Source organism: Mycobacterium ostraviense (genome assembly GCF_002705925.1).
Classification (GTDB): Bacteria; Actinomycetota; Actinomycetes; order Mycobacteriales; family Mycobacteriaceae; genus Mycobacterium; species Mycobacterium ostraviense.
In genome coordinates this window covers 1,495,238-1,515,609 of the sequence record NZ_NKRE01000001.1, presented here as the reverse complement: position 1 = coordinate 1,515,609, position 20,372 = coordinate 1,495,238, and the positions used below count along the sequence as shown (strand labels likewise).

At 64.6% G+C, this 20,372-nt stretch carries 15 protein-coding genes and 1 pseudogene; 3 read left to right on the top strand and 13 right to left on the bottom strand.

All coding sequences use genetic code 11. The annotated features are described in order from the left end of the window. Positions 1 to 7 precede the first annotated feature (7 nt). The 11 genes from nuoI to CDN38_RS06750 all read right to left on the bottom strand — a co-directional run bounded on the left by nuoI (position 8) and on the right by CDN38_RS06750 (position 10,962). The gene (gene nuoI, locus CDN38_RS06800; protein ID WP_267888283.1) at positions 8 to 610 is read right to left on the bottom strand and encodes an NADH-quinone oxidoreductase subunit NuoI; all 603 of its coding nucleotides are present in this window, start codon (positions 608 to 610) and stop codon (positions 8 to 10) included. Beyond that, positions 603 to 1,856: an NADH-quinone oxidoreductase subunit NuoH gene (gene nuoH, locus CDN38_RS06795; RefSeq protein ID WP_075511199.1), complete on the bottom strand. Its 1,254-nt coding sequence runs from the start codon at positions 1,854 to 1,856 to the stop codon at positions 603 to 605. Before nuoH ends, nuoI begins: the two co-directional genes overlap by 8 nt. Positions 1,857 to 1,905: 49 nt before the next feature. Beyond that, a complete protein-coding gene (locus CDN38_RS06790; protein WP_075511155.1) occupies positions 1,906 to 4,374 on the bottom strand; it encodes an NADH-quinone oxidoreductase subunit G in 2,469 nt (822 codons plus the stop codon). Continuing rightward, entirely contained in the window at positions 4,371 to 5,699 is a 1,329-nt protein-coding gene (nuoF, locus tag CDN38_RS06785; protein WP_075511156.1) for an NADH-quinone oxidoreductase subunit NuoF, read from the bottom strand. The genes CDN38_RS06790 and nuoF overlap by 4 nt, the downstream gene beginning before the upstream one ends. Beyond that, positions 5,699 to 6,466, bottom strand: a complete 768-nt coding sequence (gene nuoE, locus CDN38_RS06780) for an NADH-quinone oxidoreductase subunit NuoE (RefSeq protein ID WP_075511157.1) — start codon at positions 6,464 to 6,466, stop codon at positions 5,699 to 5,701. Before nuoE ends, nuoF begins: the two co-directional genes overlap by 1 nt. Continuing rightward, a complete protein-coding gene (gene nuoD, locus CDN38_RS06775) occupies positions 6,463 to 7,761 on the bottom strand; it encodes an NADH dehydrogenase (quinone) subunit D (RefSeq protein WP_075511158.1) in 1,299 nt (432 codons plus the stop codon). The genes nuoE and nuoD overlap by 4 nt, the downstream gene beginning before the upstream one ends. Positions 7,762 to 7,781: 20 nt before the next feature. After that, positions 7,782 to 8,501 (bottom strand): NADH-quinone oxidoreductase subunit C, encoded by a 720-nt coding sequence (locus CDN38_RS06770; RefSeq protein WP_075511159.1) that lies wholly within the window; start codon positions 8,499 to 8,501, stop codon positions 7,782 to 7,784. Next, positions 8,498 to 9,052, bottom strand: a complete 555-nt coding sequence (locus CDN38_RS06765) for a NuoB/complex I 20 kDa subunit family protein (RefSeq protein ID WP_023371908.1) — start codon at positions 9,050 to 9,052, stop codon at positions 8,498 to 8,500. Before CDN38_RS06765 ends, CDN38_RS06770 begins: the two co-directional genes overlap by 4 nt. Before the next feature lie 48 nt (positions 9,053 to 9,100). After that, a complete protein-coding gene (locus CDN38_RS06760; RefSeq protein WP_075511160.1) occupies positions 9,101 to 9,478 on the bottom strand; it encodes an NADH-quinone oxidoreductase subunit A in 378 nt (125 codons plus the stop codon). A 255-nt stretch (positions 9,479 to 9,733) separates the two neighbouring features. Continuing rightward, entirely contained in the window at positions 9,734 to 10,135 is a 402-nt protein-coding gene (locus CDN38_RS06755; RefSeq protein WP_075511161.1) for an Rv3143 family two-component system response regulator, read from the bottom strand. Between the two features lie 131 nt (positions 10,136 to 10,266). Continuing rightward, positions 10,267 to 10,962 (bottom strand): class I SAM-dependent methyltransferase, encoded by a 696-nt coding sequence (locus tag CDN38_RS06750; RefSeq protein WP_075511162.1) that lies wholly within the window; start codon positions 10,960 to 10,962, stop codon positions 10,267 to 10,269. A gap of 639 nt (positions 10,963 to 11,601) precedes the next feature. Between CDN38_RS06750 and CDN38_RS06745 the strand changes: the two genes are divergently transcribed. After that, positions 11,602 to 12,864 (top strand): PPE family protein, encoded by a 1,263-nt coding sequence (locus CDN38_RS06745; protein ID WP_075511163.1) that lies wholly within the window; start codon positions 11,602 to 11,604, stop codon positions 12,862 to 12,864. A gap of 15 nt (positions 12,865 to 12,879) precedes the next feature. Here the strand turns inward: CDN38_RS06745 and CDN38_RS06740 are convergent, their stop codons facing one another. Beyond that, positions 12,880 to 13,413: a YceI family protein gene (locus CDN38_RS06740; RefSeq protein ID WP_075511164.1), complete on the bottom strand. Its 534-nt coding sequence runs from the start codon at positions 13,411 to 13,413 to the stop codon at positions 12,880 to 12,882. A gap of 147 nt (positions 13,414 to 13,560) precedes the next feature. After that, positions 13,561 to 13,938: pseudogene (locus tag CDN38_RS06735) on the bottom strand (nuclear transport factor 2 family protein); the annotation flags it as partial. A 449-nt stretch (positions 13,939 to 14,387) separates the two neighbouring features. Between CDN38_RS06735 and CDN38_RS06730 the strand changes: the two are divergent. Beyond that, the gene (locus CDN38_RS06730; RefSeq protein ID WP_099318868.1) at positions 14,388 to 16,367 is read left to right on the top strand and encodes a PPE family protein; all 1,980 of its coding nucleotides are present in this window, start codon (positions 14,388 to 14,390) and stop codon (positions 16,365 to 16,367) included. Positions 16,368 to 16,402: 35 nt separating this feature from the next. After that, the coding region (locus CDN38_RS30465; RefSeq protein ID WP_244307463.1) for a PPE domain-containing protein at positions 16,403 to 20,372 on the top strand (3,970 nt) is incomplete at its 3' end.

The window sequence follows — 20,372 nt, the reverse complement described above, 5'->3', positions numbered from 1 at the left end:
AATGCGGTCACCGGGAATCTCCGGCCTGCTGCGGCTCACGTAAGCCCTGTGGGGTCACGTTGCCCAGGTAGTAGTCTTTGTCGGTGGCGCCCGCAGCCCTGGGGTGCGGTGGCGCGGTCATCTCGGGCAGCAGCGGAGCCAGCAGCCGGTCCTTCTCGTAAATCAGGTCGGCGCGGTTGTCGTCGGCCATCTCGTAGTCGTTGGTCATGGTCAGCGCCCGGGTGGGGCACGCCTCGATGCACAGACCGCAACCGATGCACCGCAGGTAGTTGATCTGGTAGACCCGGCCGTAACGCTCGCCGGGGGAATACCGAGCCTCTTCGGTGTTGTCGGCACCCTCGACGTAGATCGCGTCGGCCGGGCACGCCCAGGCGCACAACTCGCAGCCGATGCATTTCTCCAAGCCGTCGGGGTACCGGTTGAGTTGATGGCGGCCGTGGTAACGCGGTGCCACCGGACCGGGCTTTTCCGGATACTCCTCGGTGACGGTCTTTTTGAACATCGAGCCGAGGGTCACGCCGAATCCGGCTACGGCGTCCATGAACCGGGTCCGACGACGATGCGGGCCGGAGCCGGCCCGAGGAGAAGTCGGACGATCAGACTTAGCCACGCGTGTTCTCCTTGCTCGCACCAACTGGCTGGGCCAGTGGTTTCATGGGCAGCGGCGGTGTCGGGAATACCGGCTCGGCGGCGCCGCGCTCGGCCACGCTTTCGGCGCGCTGCCGGCGGCGCTTCAGCCGAGAGCCCGGGCTTCGTAGCGACATCACCAGGCCCGTGGTGACGACGAGGCTGCTGACCACCAACGTCGCCGTCCAATACTGGTATCCCTGGTTGCGCAGCGCGCGGATGACGGCGGCGACCATGGTCCACAGCAGCGAGACGGGAATCAGCAATTTCCAGCCCAGCGCCATGAATTGGTCGTAGCGAAGCCGCGGCAACGTGGCCCGCAGCCAGAAATAGATGAATAAGAAGCCCCACACCTTGGCGGTGAACCACAGCAGCGGCCACCAGCCGGTGTTGGCTCCGGCCCACATGTTCAGCGGCCAGGGAGCATGCCAGCCGCCCAGGAACATCGTCGCGGCCAGCGCGGAAACCGTTGTCATGTTGACGTATTCGGCGAGCATGAACATCGCGAACTTCAGCGACGAGTACTCGGTGTGGAAACCGGCGACTAGCTCACCCTCTGCTTCGGGCAGGTCGAACGGCGCCCGGTTGGTCTCGCCCACCATGGAGATGAGGTAGATCACGAACGACGGCAGCAACAAGAAGACGTACCAGACCCGGTCTTGTGCGGCGATGATCTGTGATGTCGACATGGTGCCGGCGTAGAGGAACACGGTCGCGAACGACAACCCCATCGCGACCTCGTAGGAGATCACCTGCGCGGTCGAGCGCACCCCGCCGAGTAGCGGATAGGTGGACCCCGACGCCCAACCGCCGAGCACGATCCCGTATACCCCGACCGCCGACATGGCCAGGATGAACAGCACCGCGACCGGCAGATCGGTCAGTTGCAGCGGCGTCCGGTGGCCGAACACCGACACTTCGGGGCCGAACGGGATGAACGCAAATGCCGTGAACGCGGGAATCACCGAGATGATCGGGGCCAGAAAATAAACGAACTTGTCGATGCCGCCGGGAGTGATGCTTTCCTTGAGCGCCAGTTTGATTCCGTCGGCAAGACTTTGCAACGCGCCGTGCGGCCCGACCCGGTTGGGGCCGGGGCGCAGTTGCATCCGGCCCAGCAGCTTGCGCTCGGCCAGGATCGCCACCAGCACCGTCAGCATGAGGAAGGCGAAGATGGCGATCGCCTTGGCGACGACCAGCCACCAGACGTCGTGCCCGAAGATGGTCATCGGCACCGCTCCTCCACATCACTTCGTTCTGGGTCGTCGCCGGCGCGGGTCATTCGCTCACTCCAATTCGCACGACGCTGCCCAGACTCCCGCCCAGCTGCCGGTATACCGCCGAACCGGAAGAGTTCAGCGGAAGCCACACCACCCGATCAGGCATGTCGGTGACGCACAGCGGCACGGTGATCGATCCACGCGACGTGCTGACGGTGACATCGTCGCCGTCGGCGGCGCCGATCTCGGCTGCGGTGTCGGCCGACAGCCGCACCGCCGGCGGGCGCGCCGTGCCGGCCAGATGCGGTTCGCCGTCCTGCAGCCGGCCCGCGTCCAACAGCATCCGCCAACCGGTCAGCACCGCCTCGCCAGTGCTCGGTTGGGCGGGCCCGGGCGCGGCAACATGCGGGCCGGCGGCGTGTTTGCCGTCCCAGGTGCCCAGCGCGGCAAGCTCGGCGCGGGCCGCCTCGACGTCGGACACGCCCAGATAGACGCCCATCTCGTCGGCCAGCGTGTCGAGCACCCGGTGATCCGACTGGCCGGCTTGCGCAATGGTGCCCTGCAGCGCGGGTTTGAACCCGCGGTAGCGGCCCTCCCAGTTGACGAAGGCGCCGGCCTTCTGCGCCGTCGGGGCCACCGGGAACACCACGTCGGCGCGCTCGGTGACGGCGCTGCACCGCAATTCCAAACTGACCACGAACCCGGCGGAGTCCAGTGCGGCAAGCACCGCGTCCGGATCGGCGAAGTCGCCGGGTTCGACACCACCGACCAGCAACGCGCCCAGCGTGCCGTCGGCTGCGGCGGCCAGCATCCCGTCGGCGTCACGCCCTGGGGCCGAAGGCAATTCGGCCACATGCCAGGCGTCTCGGACCTGCGATCGGGCGGTCTCGTCGGCCAGCGGACGGCCACCGGGCAGCAGTCCCGGCAGCGCGCCGGCTTCCAGCGCGCCCCGTTCCCCGGCGCGGCGCGGCACCCAGGCCAGCCGAGCTCCGGTGGAGTCGGCCAGCCGTGTCACGGCGGACAATCCACCGGCCACCGTGGCCAAGCGTTCCCCAACCATGATGACCGCGCCCGGTGTGGCCAGCAGATCGCCCGCTTCACCGGTGGCCAGCCCATCCAGGGCCGCGGGCTCCTCGCCGGGAACGGTTTTGATCAGCGTGCCGGACATTTTCTGCAGACCGCGGGTGGCGAATGGGGCGATCGCGTACACCGGAACCTTGTGTTTGCGGGCTGCCTTGCGTAACCGCAAGAAGACGATCGGGGACTCGTCTTCGGGTTCGAACCCGACGAGCAGCACCACCGGCGCCGATTCCAGGTCGGCGTAGCTGACGGTGAATTCGCCTCCGCCGACAATGCGGGCCGTTTCGCGGCCCGATGAGGAGGCGGACATTCGGACTCTGCCCGCGACGCGGGCCGCCAGGAAGTCGGCCTCCTCGGCCGAGTGCGGCCGGGCCCTGAAGTCGACGTCGTTGGTGTCCAACACAATTCGTGCGAACTTGGCGTAGGCGTAGGCGTCTTCCCAGGTGACTCGGCCGCCGACCAGCACACCGGTGCGACCGCGGGCCGCTTCGAGTCCTTGGGCCGCGGCCACCATGGCGTGCGACCACGACGCGGGCACCAGCTCGCCGTCGGCATTCCGGATCAGGGGAGTGGTGAGGACGTCCGGCTGGGTCGCGTAGGTGAAGGCCCACCGGCCCTTGTCGCAGTTCCACTCCTCGTTGACTTCCGGGTCGTCGCCGGCGAGGCGGCGCAGCACCTTGCCGCGGCGGTGGTCGGTGCGTTGGGCACAGCCCGACGCGCAGTGTTCACAGACGCTGGGGCTGGAGACCAAGTCGAACGGACGCGCCCGGAATCGGTAGGCAGTCCCGGTCAGCGCGCCGACCGGGCAGATCTGCACCGTGTTGCCCGAGAAATAGGAGTCGAACGGTTCGCCTGTATAGATGCCGACCTGCTGCAACGCGCCGCGCTCCTGCATGTCGATGAACGGATCGCCGGCGATCTGTTCGGAGAACCGGGTGCAGCGCGCGCACAGGATGCAGCGCTCCCGGTCCAGCAATACCTGTGCGGAGATATTGATCGGCTTGGCGAACGTACGTTTGACGTCGGTGAAGCGGGAGTCGGGCCGGCCGTTGGACATGGCTTGGTTCTGCAGCGGACATTCGCCGCCCTTGTCGCACATCGGGCAGTCCAGCGGATGGTTGATCAGCAGCAGCTCCATGACGCCATGCTGGGCTTTGTCGGCGGCTTCCGAGGTGAGCTGGGTGCGGACCACCATGTCGTCGGTGCAGACCGTGGTGCACGACGCCAGCGGCTTGCGTTGTCCCTCGACCTCGACCAGACATTGGCGGCACGCTCCGACCGGGTCGAGCAGCGGGTGGTCGCAGAACCGCGGGATCTGGATGCCCATCAGCTCGGCCGCGCGGATCACCAAAGTTCCTTTGGGGACGCTTATTTCGTTTCCGTCGATGGTCAGCGTCACCATCTCCGGCTGGGCCACCCGGTTTTCGGTGTCGGCCGTTTGGGTCACGCCTTGTCTCCGTTCGCCATGAGCATGGATTCCCTGGGGTCGAACGGGCATCCGCCGCCTTCGACATGCGCGACGTACTCGTCGCGGAAGTACTTGATGGATGACATCACCGGGCTTGCGGCGCCATCGCCCAACGCGCAGAACGCCTTTCCCAAAATCGAGTCCGAGATGTCGAGCAGTTTGTCGATGTCCTCGTGGGTGCCCCGTCCGGTTTCCAGCCGCTCGTAGATCTTATCCAGCCAGAACGTCCCTTCGCGGCACGGTGTGCATTTCCCACATGATTCGTGTTTGTAGAACTCGGTCCAGCGCCGCACCGCACGCACCACGCAGGTGGTCTCGTCGAAGATCTCCAGCGCCTTGGTGCCCAGCATCGATCCGACAGCGCCCACACCCTCGTAATCCAATGGCACGTCGAGGTGCTCGTCGGTGAGTAACGGTGTGGAGGACCCGCCCGGCGTCCAGAATTTCAGCCGGTGTCCGGCACGCACCCCGCCGGCGTAATCGAGCAACTCGCGCAACGTGATACCCAGTGGCGCCTCGTACTGCCCGGGACGGGTGACGTGCCCGGACAACGAATACAGCGTGAAGCCAGGCGATTTCTCGCTGCCCATCGACCGGAACCAGTCGACGCCGTTGAGGATGATCGCCGGGACGCTGGCGATGGTCTCGACGTTGTTGATCACCGTCGGGCAGCCGTAGAGCCCCGCAACGGCGGGAAAGGGCGGCCGGAGCCGCGGCTGGCCGCGGCGGCCTTCCAGCGAATCGAGCAGCGCAGTCTCCTCGCCGCAGATGTAAGCGCCCGCGCCGGCGTGCACCACCAGCTCCAGGTCGAAACCCGACCCGGCGATGTTGCGGCCCAGGTAACCGGCGGCGTACGCCTCGGCCACCGCGTTCTGCAGCCGGCGCAGCACCGGCAGCACTTCGCCGCGCACATAGATGAAGGCGTGGTGGGCCCGGATCGCGTACGCGGCGATGATGATGCCTTCGACGAGCACATGCGGTGTCGCCAGCATCAACGGAATGTCCTTGCACGTGCCGGGTTCGGACTCGTCGGCGTTGACCACCAGGTAGTGCGGCTTGGCGGCCGGACCCTTGTCTCCTTGGGGGATGAACGACCATTTCGTCCCGGTGGCGAAGCCGGCACCGCCGCGCCCGCGCAACCCGGAGTCCTTGACGGTCGCGATCACGTCGTCGGGGTCCATGGCCAGGGCCTTCTTCATCGCCTGGTAGCCGTCATGACGCTGATACGTCGCCATGGCCCATGATTCGGGGTCGTCCCAGTAGCGGCTGATCACCGGGGTCAACGGGGTTGCCTGCGAGGTCATCACTGGCCTTCCGGGGCGGTTTCGGGCCCGGGTGGCGCCTGCATGTCGTTCTCCTTCGCCACCCGCAGGCCGGCCAGCGTGGCGGCGCCGGCACCGCCCTGGCCCTGATCCGGACGCGGGTCGGGCAAGCCTGCCAGGATGCGCGACGTCTCGCGGAAGGCGCACAGCGGAGCGCCCCGGGTAGGCGCCTTCGGTGTGCCGGAACGCAGCGAGTCGACGAGCTCGCGTGCCGACTCCGGTGTCTGGTTGTCGAAAAATTCCCAATTGACCATGACCACCGGGGCGTAGTCGCAGGCGGCGTTGCATTCGATGTGTTGCAGGGTGATCGACCCGTCGGCGGTGGTCTCGTCGTTGCCGATGCCGAGATGGTCTTTGAGGTCCTCGAAGATGGCGTCGCCGCCCATGACGGCGCACAGCGTGTTGGTGCACACGCCCACCAGGTAGTCGCCGGTGGGGCCGCGCCGGTACATGGTGTAGAAGCTGGCCACCGCCGAGACCTCGGCCCCGGTCAGCCCCAACTGATTTGCGCAGAACTCCAGGCCCGCCGGTGTCAGGTAGGAGTCCTCACCTTGCACCAGGTGCAGCAGCGGCAGCAGCGCGGAACGCTTGTTGGGGTAGCGGCCGATGATCTCTTTGGCGTCGACCTCCAGCCGCGCTTGCACCTCGGGTGGATACGACTGTGGCGCACCTTCGACGACGAATTGGTTGGGCTCTTCGGGCGGCGGACCAAGCCGGAGGAACACCGGCTGCCCCTGCGGTCCGGTCATCGATCCACCCCGCCCATCACCGGGTCGATGCTGGCGACGGCGGTGATCAGGTCGGCGACCATCCCGCCCTCACACATCGCTGCGACCGCCTGCAGGTTGGTGAACGACGGATCCCGGTAGTGCACCCGGTAGGGGCGGGTACCGCCGTCGCTGACCATGTGCACGCCGAGCTCACCGCGCGGCGATTCCACCGCCACGTAAACCTGGCCCGGCGGCACCCGAATGCCCTCGGTCACCAACTTGAAGTGGTGGATCAGCGCCTCCATCGAGCTGCCCATGATCTTGGCGATGTGCTCTTCCGAGTTGCCCATCCCGTCCGGGCCGACCTTCAGGTCGGCGGGCCAGGCGATCTTGCGGTCCGCGATCATGGTGGGGCCCGGCCGCAGCTTGTCCAGGCACTGCTCGACGATCTTCACCGACTCCCACATCTCTTTGACCCGAATCATGTAGCGCCCGTAGGCATCACACGCGTCATCGGTGATCACGTCGAATTCGTAGTTTTCGTACCCACAGTAAGGTTCGCTCTTGCGTAGGTCGTGCGGTAATCCGGTGGAACGCAGGATCGGGCCGGTGATGCCCAGCGCCATGCATCCGGCGAGGTCGAGATATCCGATGCCCTGGGTGCGGGCTTTCCAGATGGCGTTTTCGTTGAGCAGATCACCCAACTCACGCAGTGGCTGCCGCAACTGCTTGAGGGCTTCCGCGATGTCGCTGGCCGCGTTGGGCGGCAGATCCTGCGCCAGGCCGCCGGGGCGGATGTAGGCGTGGTTCATCCGCAATCCGGTGATTGACTCGAACACGTTGAGGATGATTTCGCGCGCGCGAAAGCCGATGAACATGGCGGTCATCGCGCCCAGTTCCATGCCGCCGGTCGCCAATGCGACCAGGTGCGACGAGATGCGGTTGAGCTCCATCAGCAGCACCCGGATGACGTTGACCCGCTCCGGTATCTGCTCGGTGATACCGAGCAGCTTCTCCACACCCAGGCAGTACGCCGTTTCGTTGAAAAACGGTGACAGGTAATCCATTCGGGTCACGAAGGTGACGCCCTGCGTCCAGTACCGGTATTCGAGGTTTTTCTCGATACCGGTGTGCAGATAGCCGATTCCGCAGCGGGTCTCGATGATCGTTTCGCCCTCGATCTCGAGGATCAGCCGCAACACCCCGTGGGTGGACGGGTGCTGGGGTCCCATGTTGACGACGATGCGTTCGCCGGGGTCCGCATTGCGGGCGGCGTCGACGATGTCCTGCCAGTCCTGGCCGCCGGCGACCAGGATTGTTTCGGTTTCGCTCATTTTTGGTCTTTTTCGATCATTTAGTTGTAGCCCCTACGTTCGTCGGGCGGGGGTATCTGCGCGCCCTTGTATTCGACCGGGATGCCACCGAGTGGGTAGTCCTTGCGCTGCGGATGTCCGTGCCAGTCGTCGGGCATCTCGATGCGGGTCAGTGACGGATGCCCGGCGAAGATGATCCCGAAGAAGTCATACGTCTCGCGCTCATGCCAGTCGTTGGTCGGATAGACCGAATACAGCGACGGGATATGCGGATCACTATCGGGCACAGACACTTCCAGCCGGAGACGACGGTTGTGGGTGATCGACTGCAGGGGGTAGACGGCGTGCAGTTCCCGGCCGGTCTCGTGCGGGTAGTGCACTCCATTGACGCCCAGGCACATTTCGAACCGCAATTCCGGCTCGTCGCGCAGGCGTTGGGCGACTTGTGGCAGCCGTTCGCGGCGGACGTGCAGGGTCAGTTCGGCCCCCTTGCCCGGCGGGTACACCACGACTTTCTCTATGGCGTCCTCGAATTCGACACCCTCGCGCTGCAGTGCTTCGGCCAGGCGGTCGGCGATGTCGTCGAAATAGCCGCCATACGGCCGAGGGCTGCTGCCCGGCAACGTGACCTGACGCACCAGCCGCCCGTATCCGGACGTGTCACCGGTGCCGCTGACGCCGAACATCCCGCGGCGAACGTCGATCACCTCGTCGTCTGCGGTAGCGGCAGCTTCCCGCGGGTCTTGGTCTGGGGAGCTCATCGCAGCAGTCCACGCATCTCGATGGTGGGCCTGGCCAGCAGCGCCGCCTCCTCGGCCTCGGCGATGGCACGTTCCCGGTTGACACCCAACGGCATTTCCTGAATCTTCTCGTGCAGCTTGAGGATTGCGTGCAGGAGCATCTCGGGACGCGGCGGACACCCCGGCAGGTAGATGTCGACGGGAACAACGTGGTCCACACCCTGGACGATCGCGTAGTTGTTGAACATCCCGCCGGACGACGCGCAGACCCCCATGGCTAGAACCCATTTCGGCTCGGCCATCTGGTCGTAGATCTGGCGCAGCACCGGCGCCATCTTCTGGCTGACCCGCCCCGCCACGATCATCAGATCCGCTTGCCGCGGCGTCGCCGAGAATCGCTCCATCCCGAAGCGGGCCAGATCGAACCTCGGTCCGGCGGTCGCCATCATTTCTATCGCGCAGCACGCCAAGCCGAACGTCGCCGGCCACAGCGAGTTTTTGCGGACGTAGCCCGCCACCTTCTCGACTGTCGACAGCAGGATCCCGCCTGGTAGCTGTTCTTCCAGTCCCACGCCCTACCTCAATCCCATCTCAAACCCATCTCAAACCCATCTCAGCCCTCAATCCCACGTCAGGCCCCCGCGGCGCCACACGTAGGCGTAGGCAACGAACACCGTGAGCATGAATATCAGCATCTCGACCAGCGCGAAGGTGCCCAGCGCGTCGAAACTGACCGCCCACGGATACAGGAACACGATCTCGATGTCGAAGACGATGAACAACATTGCGGTCAGGTAGTACTTGATCGGGAACCGCTGCCCGGCCGTCGCGCGCGGGCCGCTCACCGAGCTGTCTGTCGGTTCAATCCCGCATTCGTAGGCGGCGAGCTTCGACCGGTTGAAGCGCGACGGGCCGGCCAGGCTCGCGATCACAACCGAGAACACGGCGAAGGCGGCGGCAAGCGCCGCCAGCACCAGGATGGGTATGTAGACGTTCACGTCGCTCCCTGATCCGTCGTACGGGCCGCCAACATGGCGGCCGGGCGGTGACCGGGCTGCTGTGACGGGCCGGGCTTGTGGACCGTCGCAGTGACCTTCAACATAGTCGCGCTACGGCGAGGGCCCATGCCCGGGGTCAACCTCGCGGGCACCTGCAGATCCGCGGCTACAGAGGCGTTGGGGTGCCTCGCGCGTCGGGTCGAAGTCGGGGTGGCCGGGAAGCCTTGTGGGCGATTGGGTTGGTGCGCGCGGCGGTCAGAGCGCGGGTGCACGCAACAGGCCGAGCGCCGTGCGGCCGAGCACGATCGGGTCGATCGGATGCGGTACCGCGGCCTCGGCCCGTGACCAGCTGGCCAGCCAGGAGTCATCCGGCCGCCCAGTGAGCACCAGAATCGGCGGGCACGTCGAGAGTTCGTCTTTGAGCTGCTTGGCGATTCCCATGCCGCCGGCGGGTGTCGCTTCGCCGTCGAGGATGGCCAAGTCGATGCCGCCTTCGTCCATGCGCTGTATCACCATCGGAGCCGTCGCTGTTTCGACATAAGTCAATTCCGGCAGATCAGGATGCAGCCGTTTGCCCAGCGCACGCATCACCTGTTGGCGGGTCTGGACATTGTTGCTATAGACGAGGATCCGCAGGGCGTCGCTGGAGTCGGGCACGGTGAAAATGGTACTGGTGCCAGTCCGCCGTCTTTCTCACGGCGGGCGTCGCGACGATCCTGACGCGGCAGGCTCGGGTGATCGGTGCACCGTCGTGGTCGCCGGCGCGGCGGTGCCCGGACACCGAGGTCCTACGCCGACCGGGCGCGATCCAGCAAATACCCGATTTTGCGGGCGTCGTCGGCCGGCGCGGTCAGATGGTGTACCCGGGCCGGCGGAACGTTCATGAGAATGCTTTCGTGTGTGACCTGGTGCTTGCTCATGTGCGACAGCATGAGCTGCTCGACACTTCGGATGCGATCGCGCCGGGACCCGCGTGCCAGGCTGCTGCGGATTTGCCTCAGGTACAGGTATTCGAAGTAGCTGAGTACGCCTCCCGGCCTGAGCAGCCGGGTGTAGGAGTGGAGGATCTCCGCTACGACGGCTGGGAGAAAGTTGCTGTGCGGCAGGCTTGAAACGATGAAATCGTATGGCGCCGGCGCAACGAAATTCTGGAACGGCAGCTCGTAGATATTCACGAAATCGCTGATCGCCTGCCAGCGTGGTTCAGTGGCAAAACGTTTCTGCAACACGCGGACAAAGCAACCATTGATCTCCACCACGTCCAATGTGTCACCTGGCCGCAGGTGGTCGACGATTTGCTCGGTGAACACGCCTGTGCCTGGTCCGCAGTCCAAAACGCGAATGGGTGCCGGCCCCCGGCGGCGGAGGTGGCGGGTGATGCCCCGGGCCAGGTAGCGGGTACTCGGTGCGATTGATCCGGTCGTCTCGAACTTTTTCCAGAATTCGCGCAGAAACAGGGTGGTCTCACCGGGCCGCCGACTCATTGCGACTTCCTTGTAATCCAGGCCGGTGCGGGCTCGATTGCCGGCGCCGGCGCTTCCAGAAGCGGTAATACGATCCGGCTCCGGTCGCCGCCACCGGCAAAATCACAGTCCCCGCCCAACTCCGACTGACGAATCAACCCGCTGATCCCTCCGGCGCCGAGATAGCTGAGTAGAAGAAAATGCCGACGGCCAATGTCGCGCATACCATATCGCACACCAGAAACCGGCGGAAGTCCATCCTTAAGTTAGCGCACCGATTGTCAGATACAGCGGGAGTGCGCATCCCCGGCACGAATCGCACAAATGCCGTATCGCACGTAAATTAGAGCTTCTGTCAACCATAGTTGTCAATACCGGGTGTCACGGCGCCGCAAGACGGGCGGTTTCACCGTCCTGTCCGCTGTGGTGAACCCGCCGGCATTGCTCCTGACGAGCGGCCGTCGGCCTGGTGCGCGCTGGTTGATACCAACTGGTCCCGGTTCGGGGTAGCGTCTGGCGCAGTGGGGGAGCGCCCGTGAAGTCGGGCGTGGGAGCGAAAATGATGAATGCGGGGCTAAGCGGCGAATCGGCGGCTATTTGTCGTTACGCTGTGTGCAGATCGGGTGGGAACCCGGCAGGCGATTCTGGAGGACTGGTGCAGTGAGCTTTTGGGTGCTGCCGCCGGAGATCAACTCTTTACGAATGTTCATTGGCGCGGGTTCAGCGCCCATGTTGCAGGCAGCGACCGCGTGGGCGGGACTTGCCGACGAGTTAGGGGCCGCGGCCCAATCCTTCGCCTCGGTGACGTCGTCCTTGGCGGGTCAGGCTTGGCAGGGTCCGGCGGCGGCGGCGATGGCGGCTGCCGCAGCTCCGTACGCGGCCTGGCTGAGTGCGGCCGCGGCGCAGTCCGCCGGAGCCGCGGGGCAAGCCAGTGCCATGGCCAGCATGTTCGAGGCAGCCCAGGCAGCGACGGTGCTTCCGGCGGCCGTGGCTGCCAATCGCGACGCATTCGTGCAGTTGGTGATGTCGAATTTGTTCGGCCAGAATGCGCCGGCGATAGCGTTCGCGGAGAGCATTTACGAGGAGATGTGGGCTGCGGATGTGTCTGCGATGTCGGGCTACTACTCCGGCGCCGCGGCGCTCGCCTCACGGTTGCTGCCGTGGCAGAGCATCCTGAAGGGCCTTCCGGGTATGGGCAGCGCCGGCGCCGCGGGCACAAGCGCAGGCAGTGGAGCCGCGGGTACTACCAATGTCGGCGGCAACGGGGAGGCTGCGAACGTCGCCGGCGGCGGTAACGCCGGCGACGCGAGCGGCGGCCCGGTCGGTGGGGAGACGAACAACGTCGTCAACGGCGGCCCCAGCGCCGGGTTATCGCAGGCCGGCCCGATGTATAGCAACGTAGGTCAGGGGATTGCCGGCAGCGGCAATGTCGGCACTGCAAGTCTCCTGAGTGGCGGTGCTACCAGCGCAAACGGCGGCGTCGCCGCTCCCGGGATGATGGGCGTTCCGATCCCGGTCCCGGTCACCGGCAGCAATCAGACCGGGTCCGCCGGCATTGGCGTTGGTGCGGGAAGCGCTGGAAATGGCGCACCAACTCGGGTACCGGAAGCAGCGGCTCCTCCGGCGGCCGAAGTCGAAGCTGCGGCTCCTCAGCTGGGGGTATTGCCGAACGCGGATCCGGAGATTGCGGCGAAAGCGGCCCCGGTACCGGTAGCGCGGGTGACGCAGTCGACGGGTTCGGGAATTCCCGAGTCGGCGCTACGGCCGTCACGGACCGCCGATGTGTCGCACCTGTCAGCCAACAAGCAGGACCAGGCTTCGGAGGCGGAGGAAAAGGCGGCTTCGCTACGGCCGGAGGCCGAAAAGGGGAAGCTGCGACCTCGGGTCAAGCAAGAGCCGGGAATTCAAATGCGCGGTGGCTGAACGGACTTCGTTCTGCTACGGCGCTTTCACGAAACAGACCTCGCCCGCTGCGGTCGCTGACTTAGCCACGATGCCGAACTTGTTCCAGCCCAAGCCGAACTGAGTTCGGTCGATCTCGGTTTCGCCGGCTATGCGCACCGAGCCGTCGCTGAACTCGGTGACCGTGACCGGCAGGGTTACCGGGTCCGTGATGCCTTTGATGGTGAAGCTGGCCTGCAGTTCGGCGTGTTTGCCCTTGGTCGGGTGCAGCGCGGTAACCACAACCCGGATTTCTGGGAAGCGTTCGACGTCGAAGAAGTCGGCCGAGAGTAAATGCTTGTCGCGCAGGCGGATACCGGTGCGCAGCGAGGCGACGTCGACCTCGAGATAACCGGAAACCGCGCCCTGGTCGGTCAAGTTGCCGCGGCCGGTGAACTTGGTGAATTCGCCCTTGACCGCGAGCAGGCCCCACATGTTCTTGATTTTGAAGGTGACCGCCGAGTGATCCGGAACAAGATTCCATGCCCCGGCGGCATCGGGATCGCTGAGTAGCGTTTCGAGCGTCGTCATCGTCCTGCCTCACTGTCTATCGGGCGTGGAGCCCATCCGGTTGTTGTCGGATCTTTGTGGTGTACCCGCAAGCGGAGGAGCCGGTCGCAAGTCTCTAGCCGGCGGCGACGCAACGGGCCTCAGCCGAGCAAGGGTTGCGAATTGTTCGGCCGGGTCGAAGTACTCGTCGATCCGGTTTATCAAACCTTCGGCGTCCAGCTTGATCACGATACAAACCCGCAGCGCGATCGACTGTCCGGTCTGGCCGGCCGCATGCAGCACGTGCTGTTGGACGAAGCCCCTACCCGACCCGTGCTCGAAAATCTGGCGGTCCAGAACCTCATAGCGACGCTTCGTGGTTGCCGAGACGAACCAATCGATCACCCGCAGTGCGCGGGCCTTGTCGTCGTCGCGATGGGCGCCCGCGCGCCACACTGCGATGTCGTCGCTCCACATGCGGGCAACCGCCGCCCGGTCGCTGTTTTCGATGGCAGTGAACAACCGGTCGGCCACTTCGGCAATGGCCTCGGTGGTGGAAGAGGGCATGAGCATAATTCCTATTCGTCGTCGTATCCGCGTGTGCGTCGGCCAATCGGTGTCGTACCAGTGTGAGCCGGGCGGCGATACGCATGTCAGCGCCGCCCGGCGCGCCGGCGCCGACCGAGGCATCGCTGCGGCTGTCAGGTGCCCGTTGTTCGTCAGGGTCGGGTTCGACGATACGCACGGGCTCGGTGGGTGGCCCGGTGTGAAGTCGCCGGGTCGTCGAGGCCGCCTGATTCGCCGAATCGCGCTGCCAACCCGTCGGCAACCAGGGCGCTGCCGCGACGGCGGAACCCGGGCGTGGCAGCCGTAACCGGGATGCGGTCGAGGACCTCCTAGCCTAGAGCAATTCGCCCGAACCGCTGACAGACTGGGTGGGCCGGTGTAACGGTTGCTCTGGCCCGTAATCGCGGGCCCGTCGGTCGGGGCAGGTCGGCTGCGGAAGGGCTAGGGTGATGAATTTTTCGGTGTTGCCGCCGGAGATCAATTCGTTGCGGATTTTCGCCGGCGCCGGTCCGCAACCGATGCTGGCTGCGGCTTCGGCCTGGGATGGACTGGCCGGCGAGCTCGCCGGTGCGGCGTCGTCGTTTTCGTCGGTGACGTCGGGGTTGGTCGAAGGCTCTTGGCGGGGGCCGGCGTCAGCGGCGATGGCGGCCGCCGCGGCGCCTTACGCCCGATGGTTGAGTGCCGCGGCGGGTCACGCTTCAGGGGCGGCAGCTCAGGCTCGAGCGGTGGCCAGTGCGTTTGACGCGGCGCGCGCGGCCACAGTGCATCCACTGATGGTGGCGATCAACCGTAATCGGTTCGTGCAGCTGGTGGCATCGAATGTGTTTGGCTTGAACGCGCCGGCGATTGCCTCAGCCGAGGCCCAATACGAGCAGATGTGGGCGCAGGACGTGGCCGCGATGCTCAGTTATCACGCTGACACGTCGGCCGCGGCGGCCGCGCTGTCGCCGTGGGGTGCTGGGCTGCAAGGCATTTCCGCCGCATCGGGCCAGCCGGGTGCGCCGGACATGTCGGCCTCCGGAGGAGGGCCGGTGGCGCGCGCCATCTCGGCCGCGTCGAGTGCGGCCGCCGGCACCAATATCTCGCTGCCCAACCTCGGTTTCGGCAATACCGGCAATGGAAACTTCGGTTCCGGCAATACCGGCGATTTGAATCTGGGCAGCGGCAACAACGGTAACGTCAACCTGGGTAGCGGCAACAACGGCAACGTCAATTTTGGCAGCGGCAACACCGGCAACATCAACCTTGGCAGCGGCAATGCCGGCAGCCTCAACTTCGGCAGCGGCAACGCCGGCAACAACAACCTGGGCAGCGGCAACAACGGGAACGCGAACTTCGGGCACGGGAACGTCGGCAGCAATAACTTGGGCAGTGGCAATATTGGCAGCGGTAACCTTGGCTTCGGCAATGCCGGCAGCGATAACTTCGGCAGTGGAAACAACGGCGGCGGGAATTTGGGCAGCGGGAACAGTGGCAATCTCAACGTCGGCCTCGGAAACACCGGTAACTTCAACATCGGCTTTGCTAATACGGGTAACAACAATATCGGTATCGGTCTCACCGGTGACAATCAAATTGGCTTCGGCGGCCTGAACTCCGGCTCCGGGAACGTCGGCTTGTTCAATTCGGGTAACGGTAACACCGGCATTTTCAACTCTGGCAGCAATAACCTGGGTTGGTTGAACTCGGGGTTGGGAAACTGGGGCGGTTGGAACTCCGGGGTGGGTAGCACCGGATTTGGTAACTCGGGTGCGACGAGCACCGGCTTCTGGAATTCCGGATCCTACGACACCGGCTTCGCTAACGCTGGTACCGGCAATGCCGGCGCTTTCAACGCGGGCAGCCATAACACCGGATGGTTCAACGCGGGCTCCGGCGGCACGGGCGACTACAACTCGGGCGACGGCAACTTCGGGAGCTTCAACGCAGGCGACGTGAACACCGGGAGCTTCAACGCAGGCTCCGTCAATACCGGATTGTGGAATTCGGGCCATACCAATACCGGCGCTTTGAACTCCGGAACGCTGAATACCGGTTTCGGCAGTTCGATCATTCAGACAGTTGCCAACTCGGGGTTTGGCAATACCGGCACCGGCAACTCTGGCTTCAACAACTTCGGTGATAACAACTCGGGCTACGGCAACGCGGGTGTCGCAGGCGGCCCCGGCCAAAACAATGCCGGCATCGGGAATCAAGGGACGCAGCACTCCGGAATTGGAAACACGGGTTCCAACAACGACTCCGGCTTCGGGAACACGGGTTTTTATAATGTCGGGTTCTTCAACACTGGAGACAATAATTCCGGCTTCGGAAACATCAACGAAGTTGCCAGCGGATTCAATTCGGGTATTGGTAATTTCGGCAGCAGCAACTCCGGGGGCTTCAATATCGGTACCGGTTGGGCCGGCTTCTTTGGTAGCAACTTCTGAAGTCGACTGGGCCAGCTCGGAGAGGAAAGAGTGCGATGAACTTTTCGGTTTTGCCCCCGGAGATCAACTCGGCGCAGATTTATGCCGGTCCCGGGTCAGCGCCGATGCTGCAGGCGGCGGCGTCATGGCAGCGGCTGGCCGATGAATTAACCTCGGCGGCAGCGTCATTCGAGTCGGTGACCTCGGCGTTGGTCGGCGACTCCTGGCAGGGCTGGGCGGCGGCGGCGATGGCGAGTGCCGCCGCCCCATACGCGAGCTGGCTGAACGCCGCCGCCGCCGGGGCCCAGGGTGCGTCCGTCCAGGCCGGTGCAGCGGCGACGGTGTTCGAGGATGCGCTAGCGGGGATGGTGCATCCGGCGGTGGTGGCGACAAACCGGAATCAGCTCGTCATGCTCGCGATGTCGAACCTGTTGGGTCTGAATGCTCCGGCGATCGCCGCCACCGAAGCGCACTACGAACAGATGTGGGCCCAGGATGTGGCAGCTCTGTCGGGCTACCACGCCGGGGTTTCGATAGTGGCCGCTCAGCTGGTGCCGTGGCAAGGAGTGCTGCAAACGCTTCAGGCGAATGCGAGCAGTTCGATCGCGGCCGTCAACGTGGCCGCCCAGGCTGAATCCCTCAATGCTTTGGATGTCAGTGTGTCGTTCAGCGGTCTGCAACTTGTGCAGTTGGGCACAGCGCACGCGAACTCAACTTTCGGTGGGCTGGCGGTGGCACTCGGCCCGAATAGTTCTGCCAGTGCTGCCGGGTTGCTCGACGGGGCCTGGGCCCTGGGCAGCGCCACTGGCGCCAGCAGCAGCGGCATTCTCAACACAGCGTTGGCCGTGGGCGACACTAGCACCACACAGGCCGGCGGCTTGCTTACCGTGGCTTCGGCCTTTGGTAGCGGCAACAGTGCCAGCACCGGTGGTTATGTGAATTTCGCTGGGCTTGTCGGTAATGGCAATCAGGTTGGTGTGGTTGATGGCGGTAACCGGGCTTGGGTTTTCGGTAACGACAATGTGGCGCAGGTGGGTGGTTTGCTTACTGGGGCTTCGGCTTTGGGTAGCGGCAACAGTGCCAGCACCGGTGGTTATGTGAATTTCGCTGGGCTTGTCGGTAATGGCAATCAGGTTGGTGTGGTTGACGGTGGCGGTAACCGGGCTTGGGTTTTCGGTAACGACAATGTGGCGCAGGTGGGTGGTTTGCTTACTGGGGCTTCGGCTTTGGGTAGCGGCAACAGTGCCAGCACCGGTGGTTATGTGAATTTCGCTGGGCTTGTCGGTAATGGCAATCAGGTTGGTGTGGTTGACGGTGGCGGTAACCGGGCTTGGGTTTTCGGTAACGACAACGTAGCCGATGTCGTCGGCGTGGTCACAGGGGCTCTTACGCTCGGTAGCGGCAATAGCACCGGCGCCGGTGGCACTGTGAACTTCGCCGGGATTCTGGGTAACAACAACCAGGCCGGTGCGGTTGACGGTATAGGCAACGGCGCTTGGGTTTTCGGGGACAACAACGCAGCCCGCGCCGGCGGCGGGTACTTCAACGCTGCAACAGTGCTCGGCAACTACAACAGCCCGGTTGGAGTCGGCGCCAACGGCACGGGCTCTGTAGCCCGAACGAACATCGCCAACTTTGCCACCGTCGTCGGGAACCACAACAGCACAGTTACCGTGGGTGCCAATGGAAATGACGCAGTCGCGAACACCAACATCGGCACCTTCGCCACTGTGCTCGGTAGCAACAACGGCATGGTTACCGCCGGTGCCAACGGAAGTGGTGCAGTCGCGAACGCCAACGTCGGAACCATTGCTACCGTGTTGGGAAATAACAACAACGGCGTTCAAGCCAGTGTCGCCGGCCAGACCAATATCGCCACCGTCGCTACCGTGCTCGGCGACAACAACGGCGGGGTGTTGGCCGGTGCTGATGGCAACCTCAACATCGCAACGATGGCCAACGCTATCGGCGCCGACAACAACGTGGTGGCAGCCGACGCCGTCGGCAACACCAACATCGCCACGTTCAGCAACGTAATCGGCAACGCCAACAGCGGCGTCGCAGCCAGCACCGATGGCGATACCAACATCGCCACCTTCGCGACCGTGGTCGGCAGCGGCAACTATGGGGCTGGCGCCGATGCCGTCGGCCGCCTCAACATCGCCACCTTCGGCACTGCAGTCGGCGGCGGGAACGAGGTCGCCGCGAGCGCCAACGGCGACACCAACATCGCTACCTTCGCCAGCGCCGTCGGCAACGGCAACCATGACGTCACCGCCGACACCGCAGGCCATCTCAATATCGCCACCTTGAGCACTGCCATATTCAACGGCAATCATGAGGTGACGGCCAGCGCGAGCGGTGATACCAATATCGCCACCTTTGCCACCGTCGCGGGCAACGCCAACAGCGGCATCACCGCAGAAGCCGTCGGCAACACCAACATCGCTACCTTCGCCACCACGACCGGCCTGATAAGCCTCGGAAACGACGGCGTCAAGGCAAAGGCTGCTGGCGACCTCAACATCGCAACCTTTGCCACCGACATCAACATTATCGGCAACGGCAACCAAAACCTGGAAGCCAGCGCCAGTGGTACCGGTAATATCGCAACATTTGCAACGGCTTTCGGTAACGCGAACGACGGGATCACCGCGAGCACCGACGGACAGGGCAACATCGCAACCTTTGGCACCGTCTTCGGCAACGCCAACACGGGAGTGGCGTCCAGCGCCACCGGCACCGGCAATATCGCGACTTTTGCCACCAACGCCAGCTTCGTCGGCAACGCCAACAACGCGATCCAAGCGAGCGCAGTCGGCACCGGCAACATCGCCACGTTCGCCACCAACGCCAGCTTCGTCGGCAACGCCAACAACGGCGTGGAAGCCAATGCCAGCGGCGGAGGTAACATCGCCACCTTCGCCACCGTCGTCGGCAGCGCCAACCAACAGGTGGAAGCCGGCGCCGCTGGGAACAACAACATCGCCACTCTCGCAGGAGTTTTCGGCAACGGCAACGATGGGGTGCAAGCCACGGCGAGTGGCGATGCCAATATCGCCACGATGGCCAACTCTCTCACTATCTTTGGCAACGGCGACAATTCAGTCGCAGCCAACGCCAACGGCCGGGGCAATATCGCCACCGTCGGCACCGCCGCCACCCTCTTCGGTACCGCCAGCAACGGTGTCGAAGCCAGTGCCAACGGCGGGGGCAATATCGCCACATTTGCCAGCGCTTTCGGCGACAGCAATGGGGTAACCGCTAAAGCCCTGGGAGACAACAACATCGTCACTTTCGCTACCGCTATCGGTAATGACAACGGTGCGGTCCTGGCCAGCGCCAGCGACCGGGGCAATATCGCCACCTTCGCGACCGTGGTCGGCGACGACAACGCGCTGACCGCCGAGGCTGTCGGTGATGGCAACATATCGACTCTTGCGACAGTGGTAGGCGACCACAACAGCGGCGTCCTGGCCAGTGCGAACGGCACTGCCAATTACGCCACGGCCGCCACCGCAGTCGGCAATGACAACACCGCAGTCGAGGCCAAGACCGACGGCGCTGGCAATATCGCCACTTTCGGCACCGCGGTTGGCAACAGTAACGCGCTTACAGCCGAGGCCAATGGCGCTGCCAATATCGCGACTCTTGCGACCGTGGTCGGCGACCACAACAGCGGAGTTCTGGCCAGCTCCAACGACACTGCCAATTACGCCACGCTCGCCACTGTCGTCGGCAACGCCAACACCGGCGCCGCCGCCACCTCCAATGGCGACATCAATATCGCCACGCTAGCCACGGTCGTCGGTGACAACAACGCGGTGGCAGCTGACGCTGTCGGCAGCACGAATATCGCCACCCTCGGCACCGCCGTGGGTGATGCCAACAGCGGAGTCGCAGCCAGCGCCGACGGTGATACCAATGTCGCGACGGCGGCCACGGTGGTGGGGGATCGCAATGCTGGGGTGTTGGCTAGTGCGCAGGGGGTGCGCAATATTGCGACGGCGGCCACGGTGGTGGGCA